This window comes from Prevotella heparinolytica, assembly GCF_004342845.1.
Classification (GTDB): domain Bacteria; phylum Bacteroidota; class Bacteroidia; order Bacteroidales; family Bacteroidaceae; genus Bacteroides; species Bacteroides heparinolyticus.
The window spans coordinates 1-24,877 of the sequence record NZ_SLXB01000018.1 but is presented as its reverse complement, the minus strand read 5'-3'; the positions used below and the strand labels follow the sequence as shown (position 1 = coordinate 24,877).

The following is a 24,877-nucleotide window of genomic DNA, read 5'->3' as shown; positions in this document are numbered from 1 at the left end:
TCAAACTTTTTACTGTGTGCTTGATTTCCGAGTGACGATTTTCCCGGCAATCAAACAGCAAACTGTCTGACTGCCGGCATTTTATCTCTGTACGCGCCCGCTTGCATCGCCACCGGCCAACGCCTCTACCTCCTCTACGGAAACAAGGTTGAAGTCTCCGTTGATGGTATGCTTCAAGGCCGAAGCGGCCACAGCAAATTCGAGGGCCTCACCCTGATTGGACTTCGTCAGCAGCCCGTGGATGATTCCGCCGGAGAAAGAGTCGCCGCCGCCCACACGGTCGATAATGGGGTCGATATCATACCGTTTCGATTCATAAAATTCTTCGCCATTATATATCATTGCTTTCCAACCGTTGTGTGTGGCCGAGAACGACTCACGCAAGGTGGAGATGACATACTTGAAACCAAACTCCTTGGCCATCGCCTTGAAGATGCCTTTATAGCCTTCGGCGTCCGTCTTTCCACCCTCTACATCGGCATCGGGCTTGAAACCGAGGCAGAGTTCGGCATCTTCTTCATTACCGATGCAAACGTCTACATATCGCATCAGGGGTCTCATGATGGATTGAGCCTTTTCTTTCGTCCAGAGTTTTTTGCGGAAATTGAGGTCGACAGAAACCGTGACACCGTGGCGCTTGGCGGCTTCGCAAGCCAAACGGGTCAGTTCGGCTGCTTTGTCGGAAATGGCGGGTGTGATGCCCGACCAGTGAAACCAGTCGGCGCCTTCCATGATGGCGTCGAAATCAAAATCCGTCGCCTCGGCTTCGGCAATGGCAGAGTGGGCACGGTCGTATATCACCTTGCTGGGACGCATGGAAGCTCCGGTTTCAAGATAATAGATGCCCACACGGTCGCCGCCGCGTGCAATGAAGTCCGTCTTCACGCCATACTTGCGCAACGCATTCACGGCCGACTGACCGATTTCATGTTTCGGCAACTTGGTTACAAAATAAGCGTCATGTCCGTAGTTGGCACAACTGACAGCCACGTTGGCCTCACCTCCGCCATATACCACATCAAAAGAATCGGACTGCACGAAACGGGTGTTGCCCGGAGTAGACAGTCTCAACATGATTTCACCCAATGTAACTACTTTCTTTCCCATAATCTTTTTATGTTTTTATTTTAATATGAATTTATTTCATTTCCTTTCAAATTATCATTCCAAAGCCATATAATGCCTTAAACTACTGTAAACATGAAGAATAAACCAAGAGTAAGACTTGCCGCACACGCCTTTCGTGTGCGAGCACAAAGATACAACAATTTTTGAAATACAAAAAATTATCATATATTTGTCTCCAAAATATCAAAATTATTATTGTGCGCGGACACAAATACCAAACCATCAAACAGAAAACGAGGAAACAGATGGAAAGAATCAGAATAAAAGATATAGCCAAACTGGCGGACGTATCGGTGGGAACCGTAGACCGTGTGATTCACGGGCGTAGCGGCGTTTCCGAAGCCAGCCGCAAACGGGTGGAGGAAATATTGAAGCAGCAGGATTATCAGCCCAACATGTATGCCAGCGCATTGGCCTCGAACAAGAAGTATGCCTTCGCCTGCCTGCTGCCACAGCACGAAAAAGGAGAGTACTGGACGGATGTGGAAACCGGAATATACAATGCGGTGGAGACTTATTCGGACTTCAACGTTGCCGTGCAGATATCCTACTACGACCCGTATGACTATCATTCGTTTGCAGAAGCATCGGGACGAATCATGGAACAGAAACCGGACGGTGTGATGTTTGCCCCCACCATTCCGCAATATACAAAGCCCTTCACCGAGGATTTGAACCTGCAAGGTATACCTTATATATATATAGACTCCAATATCAAGGAAGAGCCAGCCCTCTCTTTCTTCGGGCAAGACTCGCACCAAAGCGGCTATTTCGCAGCCCGCATGCTGATGCTATTGGCCGGCGAAGATGCGGGGGAGGTGGTCATTTTCCGCAAGATCAACGAAGGTATCGTGGGGTCTAACCAACAGGAACGCCGCGAGATAGGATTCAGAGAGTACATGCAGAAACATCATCCCGCCTGCCGCATCCGGGAGCTGGACCTGCACGCCAAACGCGACAGCGAGGATACGCAGATGCTGGACGAGTTTTTCGTGAAGCATCCCACCGTGAAGAACGGAATCACTTTCAACTCCAAAGCCTACATCATCGGCGAATATCTGCTGAAGAAACACAAGCAGGACTTCAACCTCATGGGTTATGACTTGCTGCAACGCAATGTAGACTGCCTGAAGCAGGGAAGCATCTTCTTCCTCATTGCACAGCAGCCCACGCTGCAAGGGTTCGACGGCATCAGGGCGCTGTGCGAGCATCTCATCCTGAAAAAAGAAATTGCAAGAGAGCACTTCATGCCCATCGACCTGCTGACCAAAGAGAATATCGAATTTTACTATAACAAATAAACCGAATTTACAAACCGACAACGTACGATTCGGCCGCACGAATAAAAAACGGATGCACAGCACACAGACAAACGGCACGTTGTAAGTGGTGAAACGCAAAAAAAGAAAATGACTGACATGTTGGAAACAAAGTACTTGAAAATCAACCCGGCCGACAATGTGGCGGTAGCCATCTCTGCCCTGTCGTCAGGCGAAGCAATCACCGTGGACGGTATGACAATCGCACTGAACGAAGACATTCCTGCCGGACACAAATTTGCATTGAAAGATTTTGCAGCAGGCGAAGACATCATCAAATACGGTTATCCCATAGGACATGCGACGAAAGCGCAAAGAAAGGGCGACTGGATGAACGAGCACAACATCAAGACCAATCTCGCCGGACTGCTGGAATATACCTACCGACCCGTAAATGCGGATTTGGACATCCCGAAGAAGCACCTGACTTTCAAAGGCTACCGACGCAAGAACGGCGATGTGGGCGTGCGAAACGAGCTATGGATTATCCCCACGGTGGGTTGCGTAAACGGCATCATCAACCGACTTGCCGAAGGCTTGCGCCGCGAAACGGGTGGCAAAGGAGTGGACGCAATCATGGTCTATCCGCACAACTACGGCTGTTCGCAGTTGGGCGAAGACCACGAAAACACCAAGAAAATCCTGCGCGACATGGTGTTGCACCCCAATGCGGGAGCCGTGCTCGTGGTGGGGTTAGGATGCGAGAACAACCAGCCGGACGTGTTCCGCGAGTTTTTGGGAGATTTTGACCCGGAGCGCGTAAAATTCATGGTGACCCAAAAAGTGGGCGACGAGTACGAGGAAGGTATGAAGCTGCTGCGCGAACTCTATGCCAAAGCCTGTCGGGACCAACGCGAAGACATCTCGTTGAGCGAGCTGCGGGTGGGTTTGAAGTGCGGCGGGTCGGACGGGTTCTCCGGCATCACGGCCAATCCGCTACTGGGCATGTTCTCCGATTTTCTGGTGGCTCAAGGCGGTACAAGCGTGCTGACGGAAGTACCCGAAATGTTCGGCGCGGAAACCATACTGATGAATCGCTGCCGCACCAAAGAATTATTTGAAGAGACCGTGAAGCTTATCAACGACTTCAAGGAATATTTTCTATCGCACGGCGAACCGGTAGGCGAAAACCCTTCGCCGGGCAATAAGGCGGGAGGCATCTCCACGCTGGAGGACAAAGCGCTGGGATGCACGCAGAAATGCGGAAAAAGTTACGTGGAAGGAGTGCTTCCGTACGGCGAACGCTTAAAGGTCAGAGGGTTGAACCTGCTGTCCGCTCCGGGCAACGATTTGGTGGCCGCCACCGCCCTCGCCTCGTGCGGTTGCCACATGGTGCTGTTCACCACCGGACGAGGCACACCGTTCGGAACCTACGTGCCCACCATGAAGATTTCCACCAACTCCACACTGGCAAAGAACAAGCCGGGATGGATTGATTTCAACGCCGGAGTAATCGTCGAAAACGAGCCGATGGAGAAAACCTGCGAACACTTCATCGACTACATCATCCGGGTGGCAAGCGGCGAATTCGTGAACAACGAAAAAAACGGGTACAAGGAAATAGCCATTTTCAAGACGGGTGTGACGTTGTAAAAATACTCCGGAAAACAGTCCGAAGAAAAAAACGGAGGCATACCTTTGCAAATCAAAAGAAAAAGCGTACCTTTGCGCCGCTATTACGAGATAGTAGCATAATTCAAATCATTAACCAAAACATTATTAATTAAATGGCAACAAAAATCAGATTGCAAAGACATGGACGCAAAAGCTACGCTTTCTACTCCATCGTGATTGCAGATGTAAGAGCACCACGTGATGGTAAATTTATTGAAAAGATTGGTACTTATAATCCTAACACCAATCCTGCCACAGTAGATTTGAAATTCGACCGCGCACTCGACTGGGTGCTGAAAGGTGCACAACCCACCGACACCGTTCGCAACATCCTGTCCCGTGAAGGCGTCTACATGAAGAAACACCTCCTTGGCGGTGTGGCTAAAGGCGCATTCGGCGAAGCCGAAGCCGAAGCTAAATTCGAAGCTTGGAAGAACAACAAACAAAGCGGTCTGGCTGCCCTGAAAGCAAAAGAAGACGAAGCCAAGAAAGCTGATGCAAAAGCCCGTCTGGCAGCCGAGAAGAAAATAAACGAAGAAAAAGCCAAAGCATTGGCCGAAAAGAAAGCTGCCGAAGAAGCTGCCAAAGCCGCAGCCGAAGCACCCGCAGAAGAGGCTCCCGCAGCCGAAGAAGCCCCTGCTGAAGAAACTGCTGCTGAAGAAACTGCTGCTGAATAATAAGCAAAAGTTTATTCTAAAATAGGATTAAAACGATAAAATCCTCTCCGGTTCATGTCGGAGAGGATTTTTATTTATTATCTTTGTCGCTATATTATTTTTCAAAAAAAGAATAGCATGAAAAAGTTTACTTATCTACTGGCTGCTGCCGCTGTGTTTGCAGCTTGTAACGGCGAAAACAAAGGTTACACCGTAACCGGAACCGTAGATGGTGCAGCCGACGGCGACACCGTGTATCTGGGAAGTGTGGAAGGACGCCAATTCGTGAAACTGGACTCTACCACCATCAAAGGCGGAACGTTTACCTTCAAAGGTAAGCAAGACACTGCCGTAAACCGCTACATCTCTTATAAGGCAGAAGGCAAAGAAGGAGCAACCATCGACTTCTTCCTCGAAAACGGCAAAATCAACATCAAGCTGTCCGAAGGAAACAACTCGGCCACGGGTACGGTAAACAATGACACCTATCAGGAAATCAGGACGCAAGTCAACGGGCTGAGCAAACAGATGATGACCATCTACGAATCCATGTCGGACACCACCCTGACCGATGAACAGCGCGAAGCCAACAACAAGGAGATGGAAAGCTTGGAGGAGAAGATGATAGAAGCCATCAAAGCCGGAATCAACAAGAATATCGCCAACCCCGTAGGCGTGCAGATGCTCAAGCAGAACTATTACTACATGAGCGTGGAAGAGCTTGACCCGCTTATGCCGCAGATTCCCGCCGCTTTCGACAACGACGAAACCATCGTCAAAATCAAGAATAACGTAAAGAAAATGAAAGCCACGGCCGTAGGCCAGAAGTTTACGGACTTCGAAATGCAGACTCCGGAAGGCAAAACCGTGAAGCTGTCCGACTACGTGGGCAAAGGCAAAGTAGTGCTCGTTGATTTCTGGGCAAGCTGGTGCGGACCATGCCGCCGCGAAATGCCCAACCTGGTAGACGCTTATGCCAAATACAAGAAGAAGAACTTCGAAATCGTGGGCGTGTCTTTGGACCAAAGCGCCGATGCATGGAAAGACGCTATCAAGAAGCTGAACATCACTTGGCCGCAAATGTCCGACCTGAAATACTGGAACTGCGAAGGCGCTCAACTCTATGCCGTAAGCAGCATCCCCCACACCGTACTGATTGACGGTGAAGGAACCATCCTTGCACGCGGACTGCATGGCGACGAAATTCAGAAAAAACTGGCCGAGGTATTGAAATAAAAGCCCCTCCCACTCCGCTGTCCGAGAATAAGGACTGCGGTTTGGACAGATATTTTCAGGCGCGGATTGCGCGGATTTCACGGATTTTTCAATTCATAAAAACCGTGTCGATTCGCGAAATCTGCGCCTGTTGTACATCATGACGCAACGCGACGGATGAAATGTGCGGGATTGCAAGCCGTAAAGTGCTGGGTTACAGCCAACAAAGTGCGGGATTGAAGTCCGTAAAGTGTGGGATTACGACCGACAAAGTGAGGTATTACGACCGATGAAGTGAGGTATTGCGACCGATGAAGTGAGGTATTGCGACCGATGAAGTGAGGTATTGCGACCGATGAAGTGCGGAGGAAGGAGTTCACCATGCCCCACCCTCCGTCTTGCCTCCGGTTTCAAGAAAAAATACGTTCTACCATTATCATCCCAAGCCGCACGGTTTCCCACTGCTTCTCTTCATCGGCAAGCGACGGGGAAAGAAGCGCATTGGCGTCCGGCAGACACAATGTGAAACGTTTCAGGGGAATATAATTCAACACGCTTTCCGTCTTGGCCTGCAATTCGTCCAATTCGTCTTCATGCGGATAATGAGAGAGGACAAAACCGAAGACGGCCTCTTTCTCGTGTATGAACCAAAGCAGGCGGTTGCGGTCGCAGGCTCCGCAGTCGTAGTTCAAAAAATAAGCATCGGCGCCATGCAACTGCACCAGCATGTCGGTGGGTGCATGAAAAGCAACATACATTCCGGCAGGCCGTTCGCGCAACACACGGTTGTTCAGCCGGACGGTCTCCTCCATGATGACGGAATGCACGCCGTCGAACTGAATATAGCGGCAACCGGCATCATAAAGCAAGGTGAGCAGACTTTTGTAGCAAGAAGCAATGTCGTCCGTCAGCAGCCGGATGTCGGGATATACCATTTCCAATTGAGACCGCTCCACCCGTTGAAGAATCTGTGTCATGACTTCGGCCGGCGAAGGAACGTGCTGCTTCTTCATCACATCCTCTCCCGCTACGGACACCAAAAAGGCAAATTCCTCCAGAACGGGATGCCGAAGCAGGCCGAGCCTTCCTGTAATCTCCAAAAGAGAGCCTTCGGAGAAAAGACGATTGTCCTTTGAGCGGATGCCTTCCCAACTTTCCAAAAAATCGCGGGTGCGAAAACCGCCATCAGACACCACTTTCATGCCTCCCTGCTTCAGACGCTCCACGAGACGACGCACTTCCGCGTCCTCAACCGCCTGCAAAGTTTGCCGGCCCATTTTTCCTTCGTAATACTGTTTGCGGGCATCCTTCAGCACAGAGGGCACACAGAACGCCCCGGCTATATCAATCTTGAGTGGAAGAGACACATTGGCCATATTCATCCTTTTTTTGATTATTGTAAAAAACGAACGGCGCTTTGCCCGGATTTCACAGGAAGCAAAGCCACACATCCGTGAAAGAGAACTCTCAAAAAAAACCGATTAGCCGCAAATATAACCAAAGAATTTGAAAATACACCATCTCATCAAAATATTTATCTTCATTTGACATTTCGAAATTCATCAGCCGTCAAAAAAGAGTTCGGCGCACAACAACAAACATTTTAGAAAACTTTATTTCGCCAGAAGTTTCCACATTTCTAAACGAAAACAATTAACAATCAACCGATTAACACTTTTTAAAGTGATAAAAGTTTCCCAAAAACATAAACTTACAAATAAGAATGATAACTTTGTTTCCACAATTACTCTAAATAACCAATCCCGTTTTAAGCATAAAAAGTTATGATACAAACAGTACTAAAGCGTGATGGACGCATCGTCGGCTTCAACGAAGAAAAGATAGCCACGGCCATCCGTAAGGCCATGCTGCACACCGATAAGGGTGAAGATTTACAGCTGATACACCAGATTACAGACCACATCTCCTTCAAAGGAGACTCTCAGATGACAGTGGAAGCCATTCAGGACATGGTGGAACTGGAACTGATGAAGAGCAGCCGCAAAGACGTGGCCCAAAAGTACATAGCATACCGCAACCAGCGAAGCATCGCCCGCAAAGCAAAGACGCGCGACATGTTTCTGGAAATCATCAATATCAAATCCAACGACATCACGCGCGAGAACGCCAACATGAATGCCGACACCCCGGCCGGCATGATGATGAAGTTTGCCAGCGAAACCACCAAACCGTTTGTCGACGACTATTTGCTGAGCGAAGAAGCGCTGGAAGCCGTCAGCCACAACTACCTGCACATCCACGACAAGGATTACTACCCCACCAAGAGCCTGACCTGCGTGCAGCATCCGCTGGACCATATTCTGAAATACGGTTTCTCTGCCGGACACGGAGAATCGCGCCCGGCCAAACGCATCGAAACCGCCAGCATCCTTGGCTGCATTTCGCTGGAAACGGCCCAAAACGAGATGCACGGCGGACAAGCCATTCCTGCATTCGACTTCTATCTGGCGCCCTACGTCCGAAACAGCTACATCGAGGAAATCAAGAATCTGGAAGAGCTTAACTGCAAGGATTATTCACACCTCTACCAAAAGGAACTGACCGATTATTTGCAGCAGCCTCTGGACGGGCTGACTGACGAGAAACGCATCGTGCAGCATGCCGTCAACAACACGGTGGCACGCGTGCATCAGGCCATGGAAGCATTTATACACAACATGAACACCATCCACTCGCGCGGCGGTAATCAGGTGGTGTTCAGCTCCATCAACTACGGCACGGACACTTCGGCAGAGGGGCGCTGCATCATCCGCGAACTGCTGAAAAGCACCTATCAGGGCGTGGGAAACGGCGAAACCGCCATCTTCCCCATACAGATATGGAAGAAAAAACGGGGCATCAGCTACCTGCCGGAAGACCGCAACCACGACCTCTACCAGTTGGCCTGCAAAGTCACGGCACGCCGTTTCTTCCCCAACTTCCTGAATCTGGACGCCACCTTCAACCAAAGCGAAGAGTGGAAAGCCAACGACCCGAAGCGCTATCAGCACGAGGTTGCCACAATGGGATGCCGCACCCGTGTCTTCGAGAACCGTTTCGGCCCGAAGACGTCCATCGGACGAGGAAACCTCTCCTTCTCCACCATCAACATTGTCCGTCTGGGCATCGAGTGCATAGAGATAGAAAATAAAGAACAACGCATCGCCCGTTTCTTTTCCCGGCTGGACTACATGCTCGAAGTCACCGCACGCCAACTGCACGAGCGCATGGAATTTCAAAAGACAGCTTTCGCCAAGCAATTCCCGTTGCTGATGTCCGCCTTGTGGATAGGCAGCGACAAACTGAAGCCCAATGACACCATTGCCCCCGTCATCAATCAGGGAACGCTGGGCATCGGCTTCATCGGATTGGCCGAGTGTCTCGTGGCTCTCCTCGGAAAGCACCACGGCGAATCGGAGGAAGCACAGGAACTTGGACTGAAAATCGTGACCTACATGCGCGACCGGGCCAATCAGTTCTCCGACCAATATCAGCACAATTACAGCATTCTGGCCACCCCGGCCGAAGGATTGTCGGGCAAGTTCACCCGCATAGACCGCAAGAAGTTCGGAATGTTGCCGGGCATCACCGACCGCGAATATTACACCAACTCCAATCACGTGCCCGTGTATTACAAATGCAGCGCCCGCCACAAGGCCGAAGTCGAAGCCCCCTATCACGACCTCACCCGGGGCGGCCACATCTTCTATGTGGAGATTGACGGCGACGCCACCCACAATCCGGAAGTTATCATGCGCGTGGTGGACATGATGGACTGCTACAACATCGGGTACGGCTCGGTGAACCACAACCGCAACCGTTGTCTGGATTGCGGTTACGAAAACTCCGTTCCGAATCTGGAAGTATGTCCCAAATGCGGAAGCAAGCACATAGACAAGCTGCAGCGCATCACCGGCTATCTGGTAGGCACCACCGACAGGTGGAACAATGCCAAACTGGCCGAACTGAACGATAGAACGATACACGAGTAAATACAGCCATGCTTTCCATTCTTGATATATTAGAAGATACCACAGTGGACGGTCCGGGATTCCGGACCGCCATTTATGCCGCCGGATGCCCCAACCGATGTCCCGGATGCCACAATCCCGGTTCGTGGGACATCAACCGAGGACGCCGGATGAGCGTCGACGAGATTCTGGAAAAAGTGCTTGCCGACAATTTTGCAGACGTCACCTTCAGTGGCGGCGACCCCATGTTTCAGCCCGAAGGCTTCGCCCAACTGGCATACGCCATCAAAAAACAGAGCCGGAAAAACATCTGGTGCTATACGGGATATACTTTTGAAAAGCTGCTGAACAATCCGCGCCAAGCCAAGCTGCTGGAATACATCGACGTGCTGGTGGACGGAAAATTCAAAGAAGAGCTGCGGGATGAAGAGCTCTACTTCCGGGGAAGCCGCAACCAGCGTCTGATAGACGTGCAGGCTTCGCTGAAAAGGAACGAAACCGTGACCTACAACTATAATCCCAAGATTTAGAAGCTGTCTTGAAATAACCTTAGTTCCTGTTTAAATTCTCACAGAAAAGTTTTTTACCCGGCTTGCTTTAAGTTTATTTTCGGTCTATTTTCTGCTTTCAGGAAGGGCAAAGCGGAACAATCCATACCTCTTCAACACTTGCACCTACCGACAACGCACACTTGTACAAGTGATAGCTTACACTCCTACAAGTGAAAGGCTGCACTTGTACAAATAAAAAGCGATGCTTGTACAAGTGTGGCCTCTCACTTGTACAAGCGTAAGTCGCTTGTTATCAGCAATAATTATTTCCATCAGCCCGCGTCCTCCTCATTGCGCTCCGTCACCCGAAAATGTGTAAAGGGCATACAGCATCCCCATTAATAGGTAGGCCGAGAAACATCTCTACACAAAACAAGCTAACCAAAAATAGGGAGCTGCACACCGTGAAAAGCCCCACAAGTAGGTATTTCACATTCTCCGGCAAAGGCTTTACTTTGCAGCAGACAAATTAATTATTTTATTCACGATGAAGAAAACAGGTGTTTTTTATGGTTCCAGCACCGGAACCTGCGAAGAGTTGGCTACTCAGATAGCCGGGAAATTAGGCGTTTCCTCCGCTGACGTACACAGTGTGGACAAGATGACCGCCGAACTGGTTCAGGAATACGAGGTATTGGTATTGGGAACTTCGACGTGGGGTGACGGCGAATTGCAAGACGACTGGTACGACGGTATGAAAGTGCTGAAAAGCGCAGATCTTTCCATGAAGTTTGTCGCTCTGTTCGGATGTGGAGATTCAGAATCCTACTGCGACACATTCTGCGACGGTATCGGAATACTTTATGAAGACCTGAAAGACTCCGGATGCACGTTCTTGGGCAATAAAGTCAGTCCGGACGATTATTCTTTCTCTTCATCCATCGCTGTGGTGAACGGCGCTTTCGTAGGGCTTGCCCTCGACGAAGTGAACGAAAGCCACAAAACCGCCGGGCGTATCGATGCTTGGACGGCCGAACTGAAGAGCAAGCTTTAAGGCTTGTTCAAAATATCCTTTTGATTTTTTCTTTGCATGTGTTTATTATATGACGATATCATCCGCCGACATTCTGCCCGCAGACCTGAAAGTCTTTCTGAACCACGTCTATGAGTTCAAGAAAGGAGTTCGCCAGATGGTGCTCTATACTGTCAACCGCAAATACGAAGAATTTGCCACAGCCCGTCTGAGAAATCAGAAGATAGAGTACCTTATACAGCCGGTAGACAAAAATAAAATTAACCTATTCTTCGGAAGACCGGAGTGCATACACGCTATCCGTTGCATGGTGACCCGCCCGCTGAATCAACTGACACCCGAAGAAGACTTCATTCTCGGAGCCATGTTGGGTTATGATATCTGTGCCCAGTGCGAACGTTATTGTGCACGCAAAAACAAGAGTATGACAAGTGCATAATTTCCCCGAACGTTTCGGCACAAAAAATGAAGCCGCAAGGATGTCGTAAAGACATTTTTGTGGCTTTGTTTGAGGGCATCGCATCAAAACCGTGTAATCAGCACTTTTGTCATACCGTCCGAAGAGTACGTTCAGAAAAACGGTTTCTCTTTTGAATCACACAGGTGAATGATGTTTTTCGGGTTAACTTTACAGAAGCGAAAGAAGGCTGTCCCGTTTCTATCCGAGGACAGCCTTCTTCTTTCAGCATCGCGTGCTCAAGCTCAAATGAACCAGCGAACGTAGCAGAAATCCTGACGGTGAGGCAGGTCGGCATTCTTCGGGAACATACGGTAGGATACCTTGAAGCTGCCGGCATTCTCCAGCTTGTGCTTCACCCTGAAGGTATATAAGTCGCCCTCCTTCTTCACCACCTCGAACGGCTCTACGGAGTAAACGTGCTGCCGGCCGTCGTGAGCCATATAAGTAGTTACCAGTTCCAGGCCGATGGCATCGTTCAATCCCTTCTCGTCGATGACGTAAGTAATGGTATATTCCTTACCGCTCTCGATGGAACCCTTCATCAAATCTTCCGTCATTTCGGAAGACACCACTTCGATGCTGTCCCACTTCCCGGCCACTTCTTCCTTCCAAGCCGCAATCTCTTTGGCTTTGGCATAACCATCGGCGGCCAGTGTCCTGAAACGCTCGGCCTGCTTGTTGTAGAACTTGCTGAAGTAATCGTCCAACTGGCGCTTCATGGTGTAATGAGGAGCAATCCGGGCGATGGAGTTCTTGATGGTTTTCACCCATCCTTCGGAATAACCTTTCTTGTTGCGCGCATAATACAGAGGCAGGATTTCCTGTTCGAGGATGCTGTAAATGGTGGCGGCATCCAGTTGGTCCTGATGCTCCTGATTTTGATAAGTGCGCTTCTCGGTCAATGCCCAGCCTGCACCTTCGCGGTAGCCTTCCAGCCACCAGCCATCGAGTACGGAGAAGTTCAGCACGCCGTTCATCAGCGCTTTCTCGCCGGAAGTTCCGGATGCTTCGAGCGGACGGGTCGGCGTGTTCAGCCAGATATCCACACCGGAAACCAGGCGGCGTGCCAGCTGCATATCGTAGTTCTCCAAGAAGATAATCTTGCCGAGGAATTCGGGACGACGGGAGATTTCAATGATGCGCTTAATCAATCCCTGGCCTGCGCCATCGTGCGGATGAGCCTTGCCGGTGAACAGGAATTGTACCGGATAATCGGGGTTGTTCACAATCTTGGACAGACGCTCCAAGTCGGTAAACAGCAGGTGTGCACGCTTATAGGTGGCGAAACGACGGCCGAAACCTATCATCAACGCGTTCGGATTAATCTTGTCCAGCAAAGAAACGATGCGCGAAGGATCGCCCTGATTCTTCAGCCAGCTTTCACGGTATTGCTTGCGCACGTAGTCAATCAGTTTATTCTTCATCACCATGCGCGTCTTCCAGATTTCTTCGTCGGAAACATTGTATATAGCTTCCCAGATCTTGGGATTGGACTGGTCGTACCGGAAGTTCTCATCGAAATGCGAGGCGTAGAGATGCTTCCACTCCGTTGCGCTCCATGTGGGGAAGTGAACGCCGTTGGTGACATAGCCCACGTGACTCTCTTCGGGGAAATAGCCCTTCCAGATGGAGGCGAACATCTCCTGCGAAACCTTTCCGTGCAGCCAGCTCACGCCGTTCACCTCCTGCGAAGTGTTGCATGCAAACACCGACATGCAGAAACGTTCGTTCTTGTCGCCCGGATTATTACGTCCGAGGTCCATCAAGTCGTCCCAACTGATGCCCATCTTAGAAGGATAGCCTCCCATGTACTTCCCGAACAGGCCTTCGTCAAAGTAGTCGTGACCTGCCGGCACCGGTGTGTGTACCGTGTAAAGCGAGGAGGCGCGCACCAGCTCGATGGCCTGATCGTAGGTCAATCCTTCGGCCACGTAGTCGCAAATGCGCTGCACGTTTATCAAGGCGGCATGCCCTTCGTTGCAATGATAAATATCTTTCTTGATGCCCAGTTTCTTCAAGGTCAGCATACCTCCGATGCCAAGCAGAATCTCTTGCTTCAAGCGGTTTTCCCAGTCGCCGCCATAAAGCTGATGCGTGATGGGGCGGTCGAACTCGCTGTTCATTTCGTTATCCGTGTCGAGCAGATAGAGGGCGATGCGTCCTACGTTCACTCTCCACACATAGGCATGCACGTAGTAGTCCATATAAGGCACATCCACCACCACTTGCCGGCCGTTCTCGTCCAACACACGGTCGATGGGCAACTGGCCGAAGTTCTGCGCTTCGTAGTTGGCCACCTGCTGCCCGTCCATAGACAATGTTTGAGTGAAATAGCCGTAACGATACAGAAAACCTACCGCACACATATCGACGTTGCTGTCGGATGCTTCTTTCAGGTAGTCGCCGGCAAGCACACCCAAGCCGCCGGAGTATGTTTTGAGTACATGGTTCAACCCATATTCCATACTGAAATATGCCACGGAAGGGCGTTTGCTGTCGGGAGCCACATCCATGTATGTGCGGAATTTGGAATAAACATCTTCCATTCTGCGCAGAATGACTTTATCTTTGGCAAGTGCTTCGAGTTTGGCAAAACTCATACGTTCCAACAGAAGTACCGGATTCTGTCCCACTTCTTTCCAAAGAGCAGGGTCAAGGTCACTGAACAGTTCGGTGGCCTCATAATTCCATGCCCACCAAATGTTGCGTGCAAGTTCCGACAGTTTTTCCAATTCGGCAGGAATGTGCGACTTGACATTCACGTCTTTCCAGTTCGGAGTGTTTACATTACTAACTTTAATCTTCATTGTATGATTTACTAATTGATTAATATATCTTTCAAATTAACCGGCGCTTCATTGCATTGCGCAATGCAATGTCATACGCTTCATAATAATATTGTATGAAATGTTTCCACAAAGCCTGCTCGGCCACTCGGGCTGCACGCTTGCGTATTTCTTTGACTTCTGTTTCTGTTTTGGCAGAGAACAGGGAAATGGTGTCCTTGATGCCGTCGGCCACTTCAGAATCGTTGTAGTCCGAGCGATGCAACACCTCTACGCCATCGTCTATGCCGTGCCGGTTTTTCAGGCTGTTCACCCAAAGCCCGAAGCCGGCAAGGTCGGTGGTGATGGTAGGCACACGAAAGGCCACGCTTTCCAGCGGAGTATATCCCCACGGCTCATAATAGGATGGATAAACGCTGAGGTCTTGACCTAAAATGATGTCGTAGTAGTGTTTGTTGAAGATGCCGTCCTTGCCATCGAGGTAGCAGGGCACGAAAACCACCTTCACCTTGTCTTCGCGCGTGTTGCCCATGCCCAGATACTTCAGCATGTCGAGCACTTGGTCGTGCGTCATGTTGTGCAACCAATGGGTGATGAAAGGACATTCCAAGGCAGTGGAAAATTTGTCTTTGCTCTTGAGGCGCTGCCGCAAATCTTCGCGGGGCTCCCCTACCCAGCCGGGCACATTGACGAAAGCCAGCACTTTTTTCTTCAGGTTTCTGTCGCGGTTCAGCCGGTTCAATGCTTCGAGGAAAAGATTGATGCCTTTGTTCTTGAACTCATATCGCCCGCTGGTGCCTACAATCAGCGTGTCATCATCCAAATCCTCGCCCAGCAGACAGTTTGCCACCCGCAACATGGCTGAACGAGCACGCTTGCGCTTGCCTGTAAAAGTAGCGCCCTTCGGCACGAAATCGTCCTCAAATCCGTTCATCAGCACCACGTCGGCCGACTTGTCGAGCAGCTCCTTGCACTCGTTGTTCGTAATTTCGCTCACGGTGGTGAAGCAATCCGCATAATGGGCGGTCTGTTTCTCGATAGAGTGCTTCGACTCCATGTTCAGTTCCCGAGCCATCTGGTCGCCGTTGTATGCAAAAAGATAGTCGTACAAAGGTTTGCCGTTACCTGCAATGGAACGGCCTATGGAGGTGGCGTGGGTAGTAAAGATGGTTGCTATTTCCGGCACTGCGGCCTGAAGATAGAGCGCGGCCATACCGGTCATCCACTCATGCGCCTGAAACACAACGCTGTCCGTCTCCAGCAGATTATAACGGTAGAAGCTTTCAGTCACCCTTCCGGCGGCATAAGCAAACATGGACGCTTCGTCATAATCGCCGTAGGCATGCAACGAATCCACTTGATAGCGGTTCCACATATCGGTATAGATTTCGTTTTTCTGCGCAAAAAACGAATTGAAATCAACCAAGATAACGATAGGCTCGCCCGGAATATTCCATCGCCCGACACGGACAGAAAGGTTTTCTTTCTCGGCTGCATGCTTTCTCCATGCTGCCCAAAGAGTGTCGGACTCGATAAACAAAGGGTTTTCTTTTCCTTGCCAAACATCCGGCCCGATATAAAACAGCTTGTCGCGAAACTTTGTCTGCAAAGTACTTGCTTTGGTGGACAAAACTGTATAGATACCGCCTACTTTATTACATACTTCCCAACTTGCTTCGAAGATATAGTCGGGGGTAAGTAGTTCTTTAATCATATTTACGTTACAATCTCTTTTCTAAAAATAATATAGGGCAAAATTACGCATTATTCTTTGAAAAAAAGCCTTTTAATCGATAAAACTAATATAAAAAACGTTTGCATGGGACGAAAGAAGGAGAGGACGCATGGATACTGTCCACACCTTTATGCCCGCCCAAGCAAGCAGCGACGGTTATCTCCCGCCCCGTTTGTTTGAATTCGATGCCACACTTCAGCACTCCCGATGCCGCACTTCAGCACTCCCAATGCCGCACTTGAAGCCTGACGAAATGAGGGAAGAAAGAGGGCGAAGTGGCTGTATAAGGAGGACGAAGTGTGGGGAAACAAGAAAGGCAGCAGATCATGAAAACAGCATCAGGCGCAGATTTCACTGACAAGCACGGTTTCGGAGAATCGAGACCCGTGAGGGTAAGCGTAATCTGCGCCTGAAAAAAATGTGATAAAGGCAGCATGCGTTTCTTGACGCCCTTATGCCCTACTTAAAATCAAGGTTTATACCATCAATGCGGCAACCAATGCCAAGATGGCGTAAAACTCAGGAAGAGCAGCATAAATCATGGTGTTGGTCTGCACATCATGTCCTTGAGACATACCCACGATACCGTTTGCACAAACTTGCGCCTGACGGATGGACGAAATAAGACACACGAAGCCTACGGCAGCACCTACACCTAGCATAAGAGGACCTTCCGTAGCAAAATCCTTGCCCAACCACATGAGGAAAGCAACAAATCCGTACAATCCCTGTGTAGCGGGAAGAGCCGCCAAAATCATGTAGCCCGACGACTTAGAGGGGTCTTTCTTCAGAGCCCCTTCGGCTGCATTTCCTGCGATAGTCGTTCCGTAGCAACTTCCAATTCCGGCAAGAGCCAACATCAAGCCCAAACCGATGTAACCTAATAATTCATTCATAGTGTTCTTGTTTTTTATTTGTTATTTAATAATTGATTATTTATTGTTTACTTTTTTACAAAACCAAACGGTTTATAGGCCTCGCCACGCCCCTCATAGCCGGAGTTCTTGAAATACTCGACGAAAGTCAGACGCAGCGGATGCACGAATGCACTCAAGCAAGACATGCCTATGTTCAAGGTATGACCGAAGACGAGAATCAACAGGCAGAAAAACCAGCCCAGAACCGGCCCGGCCGCGTCGTTCACCATAAAGGCAAGCTGGTTGAAGACGCCTCCCAGCATGCCACCTGCCAGACCAAGGGCATAGAGACGGATGTAGGAAAGAATGTCGCCCATAAGTCCCGTAGCCATGTTATACGTGTCCCACAATCCTGCACCAATGTTGACAAAAACATTGCGCCGCAAGTTGTTGAGCAAGTATATGCCCACGGCAGAAACGCCGCCGATGAGCAGGAATGCCCACGTAGACACGTGCTGTGGAATGAGCTGCAACGAAGTCAGCGCACCGGTGGCAATGAAGCCCACTACCAACAGCAGCCATGCCCATGCACTGAGCGAATCCTTGAAGCCGAAACGTATGGTTGACACGATAGCTTTCACCGTCATACCCACGATGACGTGCACCACGCCGATAATCAATGCCAGCAGCATGGTTTTGTCGTAGTTCGTGGCTCCTACCTTACCTGTAATCATGAATTGTTTCAGTTCTTCGGGCAGATTCATGTCGAATAGATTCGCGCCGAAGAATGTTCCGAACACCGCTCCGAGCAACATGGTGGCCACACCGAGGGTAATGACAAGGTTCATCATTCCCCGCATCGAGGCAGACAGTTTGCGTTTCAGGTAGAAGCCCAGCAGAATGAGGATGATGCCGTAACCCGCATCGCCCATGCAGTAAGCAAAGAACAGGGTGAAAAACGGGGCAATCATCGGCGTGGGGTCGAATTCGGCATATTCGGGCATGCCATACATGCGCGTCAGCACTTCGTACATACGGGTGAACGCATTGTTCTTCAACTTGATGGGAGCCGGATCGGCTTTCGAAGCCGACTTCAGCTCGTAGTACACACCCGAAGCATCCAACTCGTTGCGCACTTCGGCTTCGCTATCGACAGGAATCCACCCCTCAAGCAGCACGGCAGCACCTTCGAGAATGCGCTCACCGTTGAGCTTCACGGTCATCAAGTCGATGTCGTCCTGCAAAGCGTCGCAATGTGCTTCCATCGCTTCGCAATGGGTACGACAGAATGCCGACAATTCATACTTGGCTTGTGCCAGCCGGCTTTCGGCCTCGACTTTCCGAGCCTTCAACTCCGACAAGCGAACGGAAGGCAGGCGAACAGCCTCGGCAAAAAGTTCGACAGCACCTTGCGCCACTACCACGAAATAAACATAACCGCCTCGCTCTGCTACTTTGACTATGTCGTACTGTTCTTCCCATTCGGGAACATAATCCTTGTTCTGGCAAGTGTAGAACAGCATATTCCAACCGGCTTCCTGCAAACGATGCACCGCCTGCCAATCGAAATCGCCCCACACTTCCAGCTGGGCGGCATCGCGCTCGAGCGACTGCACACGCTGCGCACTCTTCTGTATGTTATCCTGCAACCGTTCGTAGCAGGAACGCAGCGTTTCCGCATCGGCTGCCGGCTGCATGGCCCCGAACATGTGTTGCACTGCCGATGAAGCTTGCACCGCTTGCTCCTTGCCGGCAGACACACCACTCTCGGGAGAGGGGTACATATCGGCAAGTTTACGCATATCGGCAAGCAGGTTGCGATAAACAGTGCGCTTTGCCAAAGAGGCATGCAACGCCTCGTCAGGTTCGCCCCGTTGCTTCTCCACGATGTGTACCACACCGAGTTCGCGCAAGCGATCCAAGAACGGTTCGTACTCCTTATGGTAAACCAAGAAAGTGAGTTTTTTCATCTTCGTAATCATAACTCTTCCTCCTTTCTGTTGTCTTGATGGGACTTCATGATTTTCTGCGACGACTTGGAGAGGTTTTCTTCGTCCTCCATGAATCGTTTGATTTTGCGCAGCGCATCCTGATAGCCCGGAATCTGTACTTTTTCAAAAAGATTCACCTTCTGGGTGGTCTTTTTACGCGCATGTTCCAGCAAGTTCAGCTTGGCAACGGTAAATTCGCGCTCGATGGCCGTATGCGCCAGCAACTTGAGCAAGTGCAACCCGTCTGCATACCATTTGGGAGCACTGAACAAGCTGTACGGGCGTATCTCGAAATCCACATTTTCGAGCAACGGCACTCTCACGCCGGCAATCTTCTTCACGCCAAGATGAACATCGCTGACCTTTATCAATGAAGTATCGAACTCATTCCAAAGGGCGAACATGGCTTCGTAAGCTTGGATTTCCTTTTCCAACCTCGCATCCAGCGCGGCAGCATCGGTTTTGCAGCGCTTCACTTCCATGCGCAGGGCACTCTCCTTGTTCTTAATGATGGGGAGTGTACGCACGCGCACCTTCAGTTGCTTTTCCAACTGCTGGAGGGAGGTCTTGTTATATTGAAACTTGATAGCCACTTCTTTTAGTGATTAGTTAATTAGCGATTAGTTATTTGTTTCCGGCCAGAATTCGTCTACCAGTTCTTTCTTGATATTCACCTCTTCCGGACGGAAATACTTGCCGAATAAACTCCATGCCACATCGAGCATCTCTGTGGTATCGAGGTTGACGTCGATGGCCAACAGTTGGTTGGAGTAGTCTTTCGCAAAAGCAAGCGTACGTTCGTCGTAGTTCGTCAGGTCGAAACCGTTTTCAAGCTTGGTTTTGGCGTTGGCGGCATCGGCATACAGACGCACGGCGGCATTCATCACCTGCGGATGGTCTTTACGCGTCTTCTTGCCCGTAACCAACTGCTTCAGACGCGACAAGGAACGGAACGGGTCTACAATCACCTTACCGATGTCGCTGTCGCGGCGGAGGAACAACTGCCCTTCCGTGATATACCCCGTATTGTCGGGCACGGCGTGCGTGATATCGCCACCCGACAGGGTAGTCACCGCAATAATCGTTATGGAACCGCCGCTTGGGAACTGCACCGCCTTCTCGTATATCTTTGCCAAATCCGAATAGAGGGAGCCGGGCATGGAATCCTTGGAAGGAATCTGATCCATACGGTTAGACACGATGGCCAAGGCATCGGCATAAGAGGTCATGTCAGTCAGCAGCACCAGCACCTTCTCGTTGTTGTTCACAGCGAAATATTCGGCAGCCGTCAGAGCCATGTCCGGAATCAGCAGACGTTCCACCGGAGGATTCTCGGTGGTGTTCATGAAACTGACGATACGGTCGAGCGCACCCGCATTGGAGAACACGTTCTTGAAGTAGAGGTAGTCGTCATTCGTCATACCCATTCCGCCCAGAATAATCTTGTCTGTCTCGGCACGCAGCGCCACATTGGCCATCACCTGATTGAAAGGTTGGTCGGGGTCGGCAAAAAACGGAATCTTCTGTCCGGACACCAGCGTGTTGTTCAAGTCGATGCCGGCAATACCGGTTGCAATCAGCTCCGAAGGCTGTTTACGGCGCACCGGATTCACGGACGGACCGCCGATTTCCACCTCTTCGCCTTCAATGGCGGGACCGCCGTCGATGGGGTCGCCAAATGCGTTGAAGAAGCGTCCGGCAAGTTGTTCGCTCACTTTGATTGTAGGAGCCTTGCCCAAGAATACTACCTCTGCATTGGTAGGAATGCCTTCCGTACCCTCAAACACCTGCAAAGTCACTTCGTCGCCGGCAATCTTTACCACTTGGGCCAATTTGCCGTTCACAGTCGCCAACTCGTCATACCCCACCCCGGTTGCCTTGAGCGAACACGTGGCTTTCGTAATCTGAGTTATCTTGGTATATATTTTCTGAAATGCTTTTGTTGCCATCTATTTATTTTCTATTTGACAATTTACTATTTACCATTTTAAATCTCTCGTTGTTCTTCTCGCTATTTCCCCGTCCGCCTCTTCTGCCGCAAACCTGCATCGGCAAAGCCCGGACAGAAAGTCATGAACATCAAAACAGCAAACTCTTTCAGGCTCTACGCTCCTCTATCAGTTCCGACAACTGTTTGTAAAAGCCATCGTACGCTTCGGACCTGAACTTCGAGTAGTTCATCTGCTTGCAGATGTTAATCATCCTCTTGAAATATTCCATCACCTCATTGAAGTTATCAAACTTAAATTCTGTATGACAGATGTTTATCACCATGTTCAGAATTTCTTCCTGGCGGTCCATCGGAGTCACGGCATCAATCTCGTCGAAAGCATCTTGCTGCAAGATAACGAAGTCTATCAGCTCTGATTTTCAGAACGTCACGTGATACTCTACGGGCACACCGTCATCACCCAGAATGTTGATTTGCTCTGCAATCTCCTTACCGCGCTGCAAACGGGTTTTGACTTCATTTACCTTTCCAATCCACTCGCCGTTGATGCGCTTGCCTATGTAGTCGGCAAATTCGGGATATTCGATGTATTTGGAATAAGAATCAATCGGATTAACGGCCGGATAGCGTTTTTTGTCGGCACGATCTTGCTCAAGGGCATAGAAACAACGGGCCACTTTCTTCGTGTTTTCGGTTACCGGCTCTTTCAAGTTACCACCGGCGGGAGATACCGTACCGATGAATGTAATGGAGCCCGTCTCACCGTTATTCAGCTTCACATAGCCGGCACGACCGTAGAAGTTGGATATGATGGATGACAAATCCATCGGGAAGGCATCCGGTCCGGGAAGCTCTTCCATACGGTTGGACATCTCGCGCAATGCCTGTGCCCAACGCGAAGTGGAGTCGGCCATCAGCAACACCTTCAAACCCATGCTGCGATAATATTCGGCAATCGTCATAGCCGTGTAGACCGACGCTTCACGCGCGGCAACCGGCATGTTCGAAGTATTGGCAATGATAATGGTACGTTCCATCAGCTTACGTCCGGTATGCGGGTCTACCAGTTCGGGAAACTCCGTAAAGATTTCCACCACCTCGTTGGCACGCTCACCGCAAGCTGCAATGATTACGATATCTGCCTCCGCCTGCTTGGAAATGGCATGCTGAAGCACCGTCTTGCCTGTACCGAACGGACCGGGAATAAATCCCGTGCCCCCTTCTACAATCGGATTGACCGTATCGATGACACGTACTCCGGTTTCCAGCAATTTGAAAGGACGGGGCTTTTCCTTATAGTTCGTCATGGCACGCTTCACGGGCCATTTCTGTATCATGTTCACATGGATGTCGTTGCCTTCTTCATCGGTCAGCACTGCAATAGTATCTTCGATGGTGTAGTCGCCTTCTGCTGCAATGGACTTCACGGTACATACGCCTTTTTGTACAAAAGGCACCATGATTTTCAACGACTGGAAATTCTCATCCACTTGTCCCAGCCAAGCAGCGGCTTCTACCTTGTCGCCCACCTTCACCAAAGGAGCAAAATGCCATTTGCTTCCCTTATCCAACGGATAGGTGTATTGTCCGCGTTTCAAGAAAACGCCATCCATCTTGTCGAGGTCGTTTTGCAGACCATCGTAGTTTTTTGAAAGCATACCCGGTCCCAGCGTCACTTCGAGCATGTGTCCGGTAAACTCGGCTTCGGCTCCCACCTTCAGTCCGCGGGTGCTCTCAAACACCTGTACATAGACCCGGGTGCCTACCACCTTAATCACCTCCGCCATCAACTTGTCTCCACCGGTCGAGATATAACAAATCTCGTTTTGCGCCACCGGGCCGTCAACGACGAGGGTCACCATGTTGGCTATTACGCCACTTACAGTTCCTTTTGTTGCCATATAATTATGTTATTTGTTTTATCTGAATTCTGCGGGTATCTGCACCTCGTCTTTCAAAGCAGCGATCATGCTGCGAAACATTTGGCTCCCCTTTTCTTTATCCAATGAAATCCATCGCTCAATCATCTCCAATTGTTGCAGGAATACAAACAGACGTTCTACCGTGAAATAGTCGAAAAAAGTAGCTTCTTCCATCCACTCCCAACGAAGTTGGTCAATTTTCTTCTCCCGATCCAGCAACTCACTCGTTTCACTGATTTTCACCAGCTGCTCCAAGTATTCCACCTCACTGCCCAAGCCAAAATCACGCGCATTAGATGTTCTCAATATCTCGCACACCTCCGTATCACCCACAATAAGCGGGGCAACCTCCATCTTGAACTTTCGCGCCGTAAGCGCTGCCAATATATTGTTCGCGGTAAGATTGAAAGCAAACCATGAAGACACAAAACGATTCTTGCACTTCATTGCATAAGCATAATAAAGTGCTGTCAAACGGTTCTCATATAAGACATCATCGCCGGCAGACATACTGAAATATTCAGAGATAAAAGCAGACAAATAAGAAGGGAATACGCTTTCGGACACCTCATCTCCCTCTTTCATCCGGGAAATATAGCCCATCAATTCCTCTGCCGAAAAATTTCCACGCAAATCAATGGAGGCATCCTTATCCTTCAACAGCTTCAAGACATTGGCATTGTCGAATTTCAGATAAAACAAATCCATCAGTTTTTTATCCTCACCCGACAAATAGGGATAGAATTCCGTCCTGAAATCTGCTACTGTATAGCTCAGCTTGCTATCTTCCAAAGAAAGTTCGGGCAAACCGGCTACCAAGTAATAGTATTTACTCATAATTCAGGGGTTAAAAGAGCATTTCCACTAACTGCGGACGCAGGAATTCCTTGAAGTAGTTCATAAATTCTTCTTCGCCGAAGTTCACTTTGTACGAACCGTCGGCAGGCGATACGGAGAACAAAGACTTGATACCGTTCACTTGTTCAATCTTCACTCCATTACCCAGCAAGGTTTTGGCTTTCGCCACAAAATACTTCGTCAAACCTTCTGCATCAGCAGTAGAGATGACAATCGCCTCATTTGCAGACCATTTAGAGGCCAATGCAACGATGAAAGAATGAAGGAATTCTTTATTCTCGGCAAATGCTTTTACATCGGCATTCACAATCTTATCCGTCACTAAAGTAGCAATTTCGGATTTCAGTGCATTAACAGCCTGACCGGCGAACAATTTTAATTCTGATTTTGTATTCTCTGCCAATTCGTCGGCAGACTTATGGGCGGCAGTCACAATAGAGTCGGCTTCCTTACGAGCATCCTCTACTATTTTTTTTGCTTCTTCCTGAGCCTTCGCGATAAGCCTCTGAGCTTCTTCGTTTCCTTTTTCTACCCCTTCACGGTAGATTTTATCGGTCAGCTCTTGAATCTTGTTTTCCATATTTACAGGAGTATTATTTGATTTATATTACAATATTAAATACGTATATTTTCCTTTTTATTAGATTGCTGCCAAAAATACGAAAATCAATTCAATATTAGATGGTAAGAAAGGATGAAAAGTTTGTCGTTTTTTAAAAAAACAGCAAAAAGTCCAGAAACCCAAAGGCACAAAAGCGGAAAGCCCCCGTCCGTTTCCGGACGGGGGGCCTCTTCAAAAAAGACGGCGGCTACCTACTCTCCCACTGTTACGCAGTACCATCGGCGTGACCGGGCTTAACTTCTCTGTTCGGAATGGAAAGAGGTGGAAC

Annotated in this window: 18 protein-coding genes, 1 rRNA gene and 1 pseudogene; 8 read left to right on the top strand and 12 right to left on the bottom strand. The window is 49.6% G+C overall.

What is annotated here, in order from left to right; genetic code table 11:
* Positions 1–81: 81 nt before the first annotated feature.
* Entirely contained in the window at positions 82–1,107 is a 1,026-nt protein-coding gene (locus EV202_RS09680) for a sugar kinase (RefSeq protein ID WP_106068471.1), read from the bottom strand.
* 266 nt (positions 1,108–1,373) lie between these two features.
* Between EV202_RS09680 and EV202_RS09675 the strand changes: the two genes are divergently transcribed.
* The 4 genes from EV202_RS09675 (at position 1,374) to EV202_RS09660 (ending at position 5,953) form a co-directional block, all read left to right on the top strand.
* Positions 1,374–2,429 carry a LacI family DNA-binding transcriptional regulator gene (locus EV202_RS09675; RefSeq protein ID WP_131926925.1) on the top strand — a complete coding sequence of 352 codons (1,056 nt, stop codon included), beginning with the start codon at positions 1,374–1,376 and terminating at the stop codon, positions 2,427–2,429.
* A 120-nt stretch (positions 2,430–2,549) separates the two neighbouring features.
* Positions 2,550–4,040, top strand: coding sequence for a UxaA family hydrolase (locus EV202_RS09670; protein WP_131926964.1), 1,491 nt, complete (start codon positions 2,550–2,552; stop codon positions 4,038–4,040).
* A 134-nt stretch (positions 4,041–4,174) separates the two neighbouring features.
* Positions 4,175–4,738 (top strand): 30S ribosomal protein S16, encoded by a 564-nt coding sequence (locus EV202_RS09665; protein WP_131926924.1) that lies wholly within the window; start codon positions 4,175–4,177, stop codon positions 4,736–4,738.
* Between the two features lie 117 nt (positions 4,739–4,855).
* Entirely contained in the window at positions 4,856–5,953 is a 1,098-nt protein-coding gene (locus EV202_RS09660) for a TlpA disulfide reductase family protein (protein ID WP_106068469.1), read from the top strand.
* A 389-nt stretch (positions 5,954–6,342) separates the two neighbouring features.
* Here the strand turns inward: EV202_RS09660 and EV202_RS09655 are convergent, their stop codons facing one another.
* Entirely contained in the window at positions 6,343–7,314 is a 972-nt protein-coding gene (locus EV202_RS09655) for a uroporphyrinogen decarboxylase/cobalamine-independent methonine synthase family protein (RefSeq protein ID WP_131926923.1), read from the bottom strand.
* 402 nt (positions 7,315–7,716) lie between these two features.
* Here EV202_RS09655 and EV202_RS09650 point away from each other — a divergent pair, with 402 nt between their 5' ends.
* The 4 genes from EV202_RS09650 (at position 7,717) to EV202_RS09635 (ending at position 11,866) form a co-directional block, all read left to right on the top strand.
* On the top strand, positions 7,717–9,924 hold the full coding sequence (locus tag EV202_RS09650) for an anaerobic ribonucleoside triphosphate reductase (protein ID WP_131926922.1): 2,208 nt from the start codon (positions 7,717–7,719) through the stop codon (positions 9,922–9,924).
* 8 nt (positions 9,925–9,932) lie between these two features.
* On the top strand, positions 9,933–10,433 hold the full coding sequence (gene nrdG / locus EV202_RS09645; RefSeq protein WP_125239392.1) for an anaerobic ribonucleoside-triphosphate reductase activating protein: 501 nt from the start codon (positions 9,933–9,935) through the stop codon (positions 10,431–10,433).
* 508 nt (positions 10,434–10,941) lie between these two features.
* A complete protein-coding gene (gene fldA / locus EV202_RS09640; RefSeq protein WP_131752716.1) occupies positions 10,942–11,448 on the top strand; it encodes a flavodoxin FldA in 507 nt (168 codons plus the stop codon).
* 49 nt (positions 11,449–11,497) lie between these two features.
* Positions 11,498–11,866, top strand: a complete 369-nt coding sequence (locus EV202_RS09635) for a DUF2023 family protein (protein WP_106040447.1) — start codon at positions 11,498–11,500, stop codon at positions 11,864–11,866.
* A gap of 263 nt (positions 11,867–12,129) precedes the next feature.
* On the opposite strand, the gene EV202_RS09630 is transcribed toward EV202_RS09635, so the two are convergent.
* From EV202_RS09630 to rrf, 10 genes and pseudogenes are all read right to left on the bottom strand, one after another.
* Positions 12,130–14,694: a glycosyltransferase family 1 protein gene (locus EV202_RS09630; RefSeq protein WP_131926921.1), complete on the bottom strand. Its 2,565-nt coding sequence runs from the start codon at positions 14,692–14,694 to the stop codon at positions 12,130–12,132.
* A gap of 31 nt (positions 14,695–14,725) precedes the next feature.
* Entirely contained in the window at positions 14,726–16,387 is a 1,662-nt protein-coding gene (locus EV202_RS09625) for a glycogen/starch synthase (RefSeq protein WP_131926920.1), read from the bottom strand.
* 497 nt (positions 16,388–16,884) lie between these two features.
* Positions 16,885–17,304, bottom strand: coding sequence for an ATPase (locus EV202_RS09620; protein ID WP_106068462.1), 420 nt, complete (start codon positions 17,302–17,304; stop codon positions 16,885–16,887).
* A 47-nt stretch (positions 17,305–17,351) separates the two neighbouring features.
* Positions 17,352–19,247 carry a V-type ATP synthase subunit I gene (locus EV202_RS09615; protein ID WP_131926919.1) on the bottom strand — a complete coding sequence of 632 codons (1,896 nt, stop codon included), beginning with the start codon at positions 19,245–19,247 and terminating at the stop codon, positions 17,352–17,354.
* Positions 19,244–19,849, bottom strand: coding sequence for a V-type ATP synthase subunit D (locus EV202_RS09610; protein WP_131926918.1), 606 nt, complete (start codon positions 19,847–19,849; stop codon positions 19,244–19,246). The genes EV202_RS09615 and EV202_RS09610 overlap by 4 nt, the downstream gene beginning before the upstream one ends.
* A gap of 27 nt (positions 19,850–19,876) precedes the next feature.
* On the bottom strand, positions 19,877–21,205 hold the full coding sequence (locus tag EV202_RS09605; protein ID WP_106068459.1) for a V-type ATP synthase subunit B: 1,329 nt from the start codon (positions 21,203–21,205) through the stop codon (positions 19,877–19,879).
* Between the two features lie 148 nt (positions 21,206–21,353).
* Positions 21,354–23,108, bottom strand: a pseudogene (locus tag EV202_RS09600) (V-type ATP synthase subunit A).
* A gap of 18 nt (positions 23,109–23,126) precedes the next feature.
* On the bottom strand, positions 23,127–23,966 hold the full coding sequence (locus EV202_RS09595; protein ID WP_131926917.1) for a DUF2764 family protein: 840 nt from the start codon (positions 23,964–23,966) through the stop codon (positions 23,127–23,129).
* Between the two features lie 10 nt (positions 23,967–23,976).
* Positions 23,977–24,567, bottom strand: a complete 591-nt coding sequence (locus EV202_RS09590; protein ID WP_131926916.1) for a V-type ATP synthase subunit E family protein — start codon at positions 24,565–24,567, stop codon at positions 23,977–23,979.
* A gap of 220 nt (positions 24,568–24,787) precedes the next feature.
* A 5S ribosomal RNA gene (gene rrf, locus EV202_RS09585) occupies positions 24,788–24,877 on the bottom strand; the annotation flags it as partial.